Raw genomic sequence first — 9,444 nt, 5'->3', positions numbered from 1 at the left:
GAAAGATGGGAGGACATCTCTGCTTCCAGCGCCTCTTCCATAAATTCCTTAAGCATCGGAGCAAAAGCGCCATCTTTGCCCGTTAGGGATTCTCCTGATAAAAATTGTTTTAATGCTTTTTCCTTTAATTCTTTAATCTCTTCTTGTGTCATAATCTAGTCTAAAAATTTTAATTTAATTTTCAAAGTCTAGACAGACTTGAGATTACACTCTCATTAGATAGGTGTACTACATTTCAAACTCGAACATGTGATCTTCTCTCAGAAAAGATTTTGCAAATTTGTGTAGATCATCTTTATTGAGGTTGTGTAAAAATTTTTCTTTTTCATCTGAAGTACCTGAGGTTATTCCGTGCCTAAAAAAATCATATAGATCTTTCTCCCTATCATTTTTGATTCCGTTCTTCCCATACAGCCTAATAATTCTGTTCAATGCTTTATCAAATGGACCTTGTTTTATATTTCCTTCTTTTATCTTTTTAAATAATTCTTTGGAGGCCATTTGTATTACATTCACCTCATCTTTAAAACACTCGAAAAACAGTTGAGCAGAAAAATAAGATAAATTTCTATCAAACTCACTTCCATTATATACATAATATGCCGCGATCCCTTCTTCGGAACTAAATTTCATAGCCATTTCCCAAATTAATGCTGACAGTAATTTAAGCATAAGATGCTTTTTCCAATCATAGGATTCAATTTTTTCTGTAAAGTTTATTGCGTAAAATACCTGGTCTCTCTCGTAATATTCCGAAGGTTTTAACTTTACTTTTTGAGGTCCCGTAGGAAATTCTTTTTTCTCCACGGTGTGATTAATTTTATCGGTTCTAACTTTTTGAGAATTTAAATTACCCAGATATTTCTTAATTTGAGGTAATAAAGCTTCTTCATCTCCCCCTCTAATTATAAATGTATAATTACCGAAATCGGAAAAAATAGTTTGATAAGCATTAAAAGCCCCTTCATATGTAGCTTCTCGAGTGCCATTAAAATGATAGGTTCCACCCCAGAAATCACCTTTCGATTTACCGAAATAATTTTTTATGGAATTTTGGAAGTCCTTTGGATGGAGGGAATAAGAAGGTGGGTGTAAAAAAATCTCAAGTTCTTTTCGCTTCCAGTGTTTAAATGCAGCTTTATCCTTTCGTGGAGCTGTGAAATACAGGTAAATCATCTGAAATAATAATTCTGTATTTTGAAGATCCGCCTGCCCCTTAATACCACTTTCCTTATTTTCAATATAAGGGCTTATTTGAATTTCAGCATTCTTAGACTTCAATAATCTATCTACCTCAAATTTATTATAATTCCCTATACCTGCATGCTTTATAATATCAGGTGACTTAGCCACAGAATACAAATTGGTATTTGTAATATTTGCAGTACCAATAGAATCAAAACCCCATACTGAAACTTTTTCCTTATAATTTTTGTCTTCTAATAATACTACCCGTATTCCGTTTTGTAATAAAAATTCTTTGGAGCCTTTATAGTTTTCACCAAGAAAGCTAATGGACTTAGGTTTTAACTTGTTAACCTCCTTTTCACTTAAAAGATGCTCTGGAGTAAATGTTTTTTCTATTAAAACGGGCTTAACCGAATTTCTATGTATTAAAGATCTAAAATCATCCTCAGAAACTTTCCATGTGCTATGTTCAGGTTTTATGATTGCAATATCCCTGGGCACTTTACCAAAATAATTATCCATAAATGTGTTAAAGTCTTGGAGTTCTAGTTGCTCCATCCAGGCCTTTAATAAACTGTGTTTTTGAGGGGTCAATGGTTCTTTTTGCCAAAAATTTCGCTCAATATCATCTATCCATAAATTGGGAGTTTCTTTTTTAATCTTATTAGCTTTTTCAAGGTTATGTAGATGATTTAGCTTAAGCTCTTCCCATTTATCTGGGAGTAATCCATAGGTTTGCAATTCATTAATTTTCGAGAATACTTCTGTTATGCTGTACTCTAAATCTTTTGGTTCAGCTTCAATTGAAATGGAAGTAGCTGCAGGTTTTCTTTCGTACTTAAAGGTATTTCTTACTCCCAGCTTAAAATTACTTGAATAGCTTTGGGTTAAAGGTTGCAAATGGTCCTCCAAAACTTCATTTGCCATTTCCCACAGAACCTGACGTTTTGCGGCTTGCAATTCTTTTGAAGATCTTATTAATGAATCCCTATAAAAAAATTTCACTTCCAAATTGTTGTTTGCAAAATGAATTGTAGTATCTCTTTTTCTTTCAATGATTTCAAACTGATTAGGTCGGGAAAAGTATTCAGAAAAACAATCGGGTACATTCTTAGCACCTTTTTTATTTCTAAATCTGGAGAATCTCTTCATGATTTTATCCTGCAACCCTTCAACATCTGGTATATTACCTATTATAGCAATGGCTACATTCTTAGGCTGGTACCAATCCTCGTAATATTTTCGTAAATTATCAGGATCAAAATTATTTATCTGGTCAATATATGATTCTCCAAGATCGTTCATACAAGGAAAAAACTTAGAAGAAAGTTTAGAATCAATGTTACTTTTACTTCGGGCTTTCATATTCATCTTGCCTTCTCTTTCCTGAATTAATGTTCTTCTCTCAATATCAATATCTCTATCAGTAAGAGATAGTCCACCAAGAATATCATAGAACCAAAGAAGACCAAGATCAACACCAGAAGAATCTGGTTTGGTATTAAAGATGTATTTGGTACCACGTTGACCACTAAAAGCTTGAATATCTATACCGGCACCTCCCATTCCAGCCTCTTTTAAGAGATTAGAGTAATTAGAAATTCCTAATGGGAAATTTTTGGTAGTCCTAAAAGCTAAATGCTCGATGGCATGGGATACATCAGGTTGCTCATTAGTTTCTACACGATTTCCAGCATTCAAAAAAAATTGCATAGTAATATTGTTTCCTGCTTCTGGCAAATGTTTAATATAATAGGTTAACCCATTAGGAAGCACATTTTTAATTAAGGTTGAATCGAATCTCTTGGTTTCAGAAGCTTGTGAATAGGAAGTCAAAGTATTTCCATATACCAAAAGAATAATTATCATATATTTTATAATCTGTATTCTCATGAAAGTAAAATTTAATAACCTGGGTTTTGGGTGAGATTTGTGTTTTTGATTCGCTCCTGCTCAGGTATAGGATACCATTCATCAGTAGCATTCCATAATGGGTTGGAACTTAAAACTTCTGTAGTTTTACCGGTGCGCTTGAGATCAAACCAACGATGGCCCCACTCCGAAAACAATTCTTTTCTGCGTTCCTCCATAATTATTTCAAGGATTGTTTCCTGATCAAGTGAGTCTTCCTCCGTGAGCTGATCAATTCCTGCCCTCATCCTTAAAAAATTAATATCTGATGACGCCCCTATTAAATCATCCTGCATAGCTCGGGCTTCTGCCCTTATTAGATACTGCTCAGCTAATCGCATAACCATCGAATATTCCGTAATGTTATCGATACTGTATCTATCTTTATATTTAAAGGGATAATGGATGTTCATCTCTTCGTGATAACCAATCCAGGCTGAGTATCTTAAATCTTCCGGTTCAAACAATGCGATTAATGACTCATCTAGTTTAAAATATAATGAGGCAGGATTGCCAGGATTTAATATGAAATTACTCCCCTCATAAGTATGGGTTAGACTATTCCCTCTACCTATAGGAGAAATTTGCCACAGAGCCTCCTTACTATTTGGTAAAAAGACCTGGTCCAAACTGTCCAAGATTTCATATTGCCCCGTCTGGGAGATAATCTCTGAACTCAGAGCTTCTGCCTGACTCCAGTTTCCTTCGTATAAATGTACTCTGGCTAGTAGGGCCAAAGCTGTAAATCTATTGGCATTAATGCGTTCCCCGTTTCTATATTCCAGAGGTAAAAGCTCAATGGCTTCTTCCAGATCGACAATTATCTGCTGGTAGATTTCTGCTTGGGAATTTCGTGGAGCTATGGAATTTTCAATATAATCCGTGGTTAAAAGGAGAGGTATATCATTATATAAATTGGTTAAATAGAAATAAGTGAATGCCCTAATAAATTTTGCTTCGCCTTCAAGTGTATTTCTTACACCCATTTCCAATTCAGAATCTATTAAGCCTTCAATTATGGAATTTGCCATATAAATGACGTTGTAAGAGCTAGACCATATAGCAAAGTTTCTGTTGTTATCCGGTAGGATCTCGTGTTGGTCGAATTCAAGAAAAGTTAGATCCGTTTCTCTTAATAGACCAATATTATCTGCTGATAAACCGGCCAGTGTAGTTACACTATTGACTCCCCCATCACTATAATCAGTCCGAATCAATTGATTATAGATACCCTGGATAACACTTTGAGCAGATTCTTCATCATTGAACACTGCATCCCCTACTATTCTGTGACTAGGAGTATCTATTTCCACAAAATCCTCACAGGAAATAAAAAAGATTGAAATGGAAAAAGCATAAAATAATTTTATAAAAATTGAAGTTTTCATGTGCGCATCTTTAAAAGTTAAGTTTAATTCCACCGGTAAAGGTTCTTAAACCCCCGAATGAGGTTCCCCCAATAGGCAATTCAGGATCTACTCCTGGATAATCAGTTATCGTAAGCAAATTCTGACCGTGCAGAGAAAGAGAACCTTTCTTAACCCCTACCTGGGCTAATAAAGTTTTAGGTATATCATAGGTCAGAGAAAGTGTTTTAAGCCGAATGAATGAAGCATCCGAATGGAAAAATGATGTATTTAAGACATTTATATATCCTATTAATGCCTGAATAGATTGCGAAGGCATTTGGTACCTACTATTTGGATTTAGTGCCGCAAGTGCTTCATGTCGCTTATTACCAATTCTGCCGACATCCATGTTTAATAATGTCCCTTCCTGTTTTACGAATTGCCATAAAAACTGAAGGGATAGATTTTTAAAACTTATTGAATTGTTGATTCCACCAAAATACTGCCTGCTCAAATCTTTAATATCTACACGGTCATTGGAATCTATTCTGCCATCTTCATTTACATCTTCTACTGTGTAAAATCCTGTATTTGGATCTAAACCAGCATATCTATAAAGTAGCGAGATATTTAGGGGTTCTCCAATCCTGTATCTGTTAGCATATGTAGAACTCTCCAAATCGGGATAACTAACCAACCTGTTTTTAGGGATACTTAAATTCATTGAAGTTCTCCATCGAAAATCTCTTGAATTGAATATTAAAGAAGACAATTCTATTTCCCAGCCAGAGTTTTCTACAGTAGCAGGAAGATTAGCCTGAACTGACCTAAACCCTGTCATAGCAGGTAAGGGAAAACCTACCAATTGATTTGAAGATCGATTTTGATACCAGCTTGATCCTAAACTTATACGATCGTTAAAAAAGCTAGTTTCAATACCCGCTTCCAGCTTTTTATTAATCTCCCAGGAATAATCTGGATTGTACAACTGAGTAGGATATAAACCTCCAGGGCCAGGAGTGACATCATAAGCCTCCAAATAGCCATAGTCCCCAATTTGATCATTCCCTGTGGTACCGTAACTCCCGCGTAATTTTCCAAAACTTAAAAATGGCAACTCATTTTTAATAAAAGCTTCTTCTGAAAAAATCCAGGCTGCTCCAACAGCCCCAAAATTGGCAAATTGCTTTCCGGGTCCAAAACGTGAAGAACCATCTCGACGACCTGTAAGATTAATAAAGTATTTACTATCCCAGTTATATGCCAACCTTCCAAATATGGCATTATAATTATATTGGGTTTTGATATGCAGAGGACTGGTTATTGTTTCAGCAGCATTAAGATTTCCGATTTGAGATTCCGAAATATAACCGGAACCCATTAATTCTAAATTTTCATCTTCATTTTGCTGAAATGTGGTCCCGAGGATGGCACTTAATTCGCCGTCCCATAGGGATTTGTTGAAATGAATTTGAGGCTCTATAATCCAGGACTTCCGGCTTATATTTAAGTGTTGTGAATTATCTTCAAAATTCCAGGCAGGATTAAAGGAACGTGTAGGTATTTTCACCAATTCCTTACTCTCTAAATTGGTATAACCCCCGTTAAGTTTCAAATTTAATCCATCGGCTATGCGATAATTTAAACCCACACTGCTAATCAAATTATTTATCTGTGTTTCACTACGATTAAAAAATCCTGCCATAGGATTGTTTTGACCTGCCGCAGCCCATTCTTCCCAATGTAAACTACCGTCAGGATTAAATACCTGGGGGGCATTGGGAGGTAAACTAAAGGGGGGTGATGAAACATTTGTACTACCGGCAAGAATATTATTGTCTATTCCATAATTTACAGAGAGGTTTATACCAAAGCGTTCATCATTTGTAAGATGATTTAAGTTTAAACTGGTCGTTAATTTATTATAGTTGTAATCTCCAGGATATATTGAGCCCTGATTGTGATATGCCCCACCAAGTCTAAAACTGGTAGTGGCATTACCCCCGGAGGCATTTAAATTAATATCTGTAACAGGGGCGGTTCCGCCATAAAAGAAGTCTTGCCAATCTGTAAATCTATTCTGGTCCCATAGTACTAGGTCATAAGCGTTGAATTGTGTGGGTTCCACCCCATCATTTTCAAAAGCTTGTCTCCTGATTTGTAAATACTCTTCAGTATTTAATAGTTCCATTTTATTTGGAAGTCTCGAGGCACCGGTATACACAGCAGCTTCAAGCCTAAAATCTTTTTGTATTCCAGATTTGGTAGTAATAAGGATCACGCCATTAGCTCCCCTGGAACCATAAATGGCCGTAGCATCTGCATCTTTCAATACCTCAATACTTTCAATATTGGAAAGATTCAATGTATTTAATGGATCAAAACCATTTGTACCCGATCCGGCTATAGACCTACTCTCAATTGGGGTAGAATTAATAGGTACTCCATCGATAATATATAAAGGAAAGTTGCCTTCAGTTCGTAAACTATTGGTCCCTCTAATTCTAATCCTTGATGCCTGGCCGGGTAAATCACCTCTCGCTGCAATCTCCACTCCTGCCATTCTCCCCTGCAATGCCTGCAATGGGCTTACAACGGGTTGAAGTTCTATCTCCTCCCCTTTTACCCTGGAGATACTTCCCGTTCGTTCTCTCTCGGTGGTATTATAGTACCCCGCATTAATCTTTACTTCTCCAAGGGCATCCACATCTTCTTCCAGGATAATGTGAATCTCTTTTTCATTATCTATGGGGATTTTCTGGGTGGTATATCCTAAATAAGAAATTACCAGGACCGCATTTGAGGGGGCAAATAAGGTGAAATTACCATCCATATCGGTGATGGTCCCGCGGTTTAAACCTTCTATGGCGATTGTTGCGCCTTCAATTGGCAAACCGTTCTCATCTTTTACGGTCCCGGAAATTTCAATTTCCTGTTGGGGAGAATACTTTTTAATTGGTGCCGCCTGGGCTGTGGCCGAAAAGGCCCAAATGGCCAATAAGATAGCGACAAATACATACACCACCATTTTAAGGCGTTTGTAATTATTTTTCATAATTTTACGTGTGGTTTTGAATGAAACATTGTTTTATTTAAGCTCAGGCCTTCCCCTCACGACGCTAATCTTCGGGGAAGGCTTTTTAGCTTAACACCTATTTAGGCTAATTCAATTTTCTTCTCATAAGCAATTTCTTTTTTTAATCTATACTCCGATCCCTTTAACCGATAGTACCTAACCTATTAACCAAAATAAAATACCCAAAGCCCACATAAAAGGCCCCAAAGGGGTTAAGGGGCTTACCCACCCAAAAGCTGTTTAATATAAAGGGCTCAAAACAGCAACCCACGGGATTGTTAAAGTGATTTTCTTGTTCCCGCAAACAAGATTTGTGAATACACCCAGGCATGGGTGGCGGCCACGTTGGCCATTAAGTGTAATTAAAGGGCAAAAAAGCGAGACTTATAAACTGTAGAAGATTACTTTGAAAATTAAGAATAAGAAGAGTTTGAAACCAAAAAGGCGTGGAAACTCAACTTATCGCATTGGGGTACTGGTATACCTGACAACAACAAGCAAGCCCACGCCCGGGTCGTGAGCATTATGCTTATCATCTCGTTGTCTAAAAATTACCAGTTTTCAATGCGAGATTCAAAGCGAAATGCTTCTAATATTTTACTTAAAGAAGTTTCGCAAATATATTAATATGAGGTAAATATAATAAAAATTTTATTGTAACACATATATGTGTTGTAATTATTTGTGCAGAAAGACAACTTTTATAGAATGAATCAGCATGATTTAAATAACTTGCTTGTACAAATTGGAGAAAAAATAAGAATTCTAAGGAAAAAGGAAAATATTTCCCAATTAGACCTGGGGAATATCGTTGGTAGATCTGCAAATCAGATTGGTAGAATTGAAAGGGCTGAAGGCAATCCAACCATTGAAACCCTGTACCGAATTGCTACACATTTTAAGGTAGAAATAAGTTATTTTATTAATGAAAAAAGAGATTAATTTAAATTGGCATCGGCGCCGAGAGTGTAATCTCAAGTCTGTCTAGACTTTGAAAATTAAATTAAAATTTTTAGACTAGATTATGACACAAGAAGAGATTAAAGAATTAAAGGAAAAAGCATTAAAACAATTTTTATCAGGAGAATCCCTAACGGGCAAAGATGGCGCTTTTGCTCCGATGCTTAAGGAATTTATGGAAGAGGCGCTGGAAGCAGAGATGTCCTCCCATCTTTCGGATGAAGAGAAAGGCTCTAAAGCTGGTAACAAACGTAATGGTAAAGGCAAAAAGACCCTAAAGAGCAACCACGGGGATATAACCATCAATACGCCTCAGGATCGGAACAGCACCTTTGAGCCTGAGATTGTTGAGAAACGTCAGCGTATCCTGGCCGATAACCTGGAAAAGCAGATCATAGGGATGTACGGGCTGGGCAACAGCTTGCGGGACATCTCCGCTCATATTGAGGAGATGTATGATTCCAAAATATCCACACACGTCTTAAGTGATATTACCGACCGCGTGGTTCCCAAGGTAAAGGAATGGCAGGACCGACCTTTGGAGCCGGTATATTGCATCCTATGGCTTGATGCGATGCACTTCAAGGTACGGGAAGAAGGGAAAGTAAGGCACAAGGCCCTGTACAATATTTTAGGCATAAATAAAGCTGGGAAAAAGGAAGTATTGGGGATGTATATCTCGGAGAGTGAAGGTGCCAACTTCTGGCTTCAGGTCCTGACCCATTTACATAACCGTGGCTTAAAAGACATCCTGATTGCCTGTACAGACAATCTCACAGGCTTTAGCGAGGCTATTCATTCCGTTTATCCCAAGACCGATATTCAGCTATGTATTGTTCACCAAATCCGCAATAGCATGAAGTACGTTGCCAGTAAGGATCAGAAAGATTTTATGAAAGACCTTAAACTGGTGTACAAGGCAGATACCAAAGATCAGGCTGAATCGGCTTTACTGGATCT

Annotated in this window: 5 protein-coding genes and 1 pseudogene; 2 read left to right on the top strand and 4 right to left on the bottom strand. The window is 37.0% G+C overall.

The features are described 5' to 3' along the window. Nucleotides 1–228 precede the first annotated feature (228 nt). The 4 genes and pseudogenes from BM266_RS16760 to BM266_RS16750 form a co-directional block, all read right to left on the bottom strand. Nucleotides 229–2,493: an insulinase family protein gene (locus tag BM266_RS16760; RefSeq protein WP_245760483.1), complete on the bottom strand. Its 2,265-nt coding sequence runs from the start codon at nt 2,491–2,493 to the stop codon at nt 229–231. A gap of 84 nt (nt 2,494–2,577) precedes the next feature. Next, a pseudogene (locus BM266_RS17635) lies at nt 2,578–2,901 on the bottom strand (insulinase family protein); the annotation flags it as partial. Between the two features lie 191 nt (nt 2,902–3,092). Beyond that, entirely contained in the window at nt 3,093–4,487 is a 1,395-nt protein-coding gene (locus BM266_RS16755; protein ID WP_093411619.1) for a RagB/SusD family nutrient uptake outer membrane protein, read from the bottom strand. 10 nt (nt 4,488–4,497) lie between these two features. Beyond that, a complete protein-coding gene (locus tag BM266_RS16750) occupies nt 4,498–7,503 on the bottom strand; it encodes a SusC/RagA family TonB-linked outer membrane protein (protein WP_093411617.1) in 3,006 nt (1,001 codons plus the stop codon). 729 nt (nt 7,504–8,232) lie between these two features. On the opposite strand from BM266_RS16750, the gene BM266_RS16745 reads away from it, so the two are divergent. Both BM266_RS16745 and BM266_RS16740 read left to right on the top strand, forming a co-directional pair. Further along, nucleotides 8,233–8,466 (top strand): helix-turn-helix domain-containing protein, encoded by a 234-nt coding sequence (locus BM266_RS16745; protein ID WP_093411616.1) that lies wholly within the window; start codon nt 8,233–8,235, stop codon nt 8,464–8,466. 82 nt (nt 8,467–8,548) lie between these two features. Continuing rightward, on the top strand, nt 8,549–9,444 hold an 896-nt coding region (locus BM266_RS16740; protein ID WP_093411615.1), incomplete at its 3' end, for an IS256 family transposase.

Source organism: Salegentibacter flavus (assembly GCF_900115145.1).
GTDB lineage: Bacteria > Bacteroidota > Bacteroidia > Flavobacteriales > Flavobacteriaceae > Salegentibacter > Salegentibacter flavus.
This window is presented reverse-complemented; position numbering and strand designations above follow the sequence as displayed.

Bases quoted from the DNA above. Each gene is read 5' to 3' on its own strand.
- BM266_RS16750 (WP_093411617.1), bottom strand. From the start codon at position 7,503: ATGAAAAATAATTACAAACGCCTTAAAATGGTGGTGTATGTATTTGTC.
- BM266_RS16760 (WP_245760483.1), bottom strand. From the start codon at position 2,493: ATGAACGATCTTGGAGAATCATATATTGACCAGATAAATAATTTTGAT.
- BM266_RS16755 (WP_093411619.1), bottom strand. From the start codon at position 4,487: ATGAAAACTTCAATTTTTATAAAATTATTTTATGCTTTTTCCATTTCA.
- BM266_RS16745 (WP_093411616.1), top strand. From the start codon at position 8,233: ATGAATCAGCATGATTTAAATAACTTGCTTGTACAAATTGGAGAAAAA.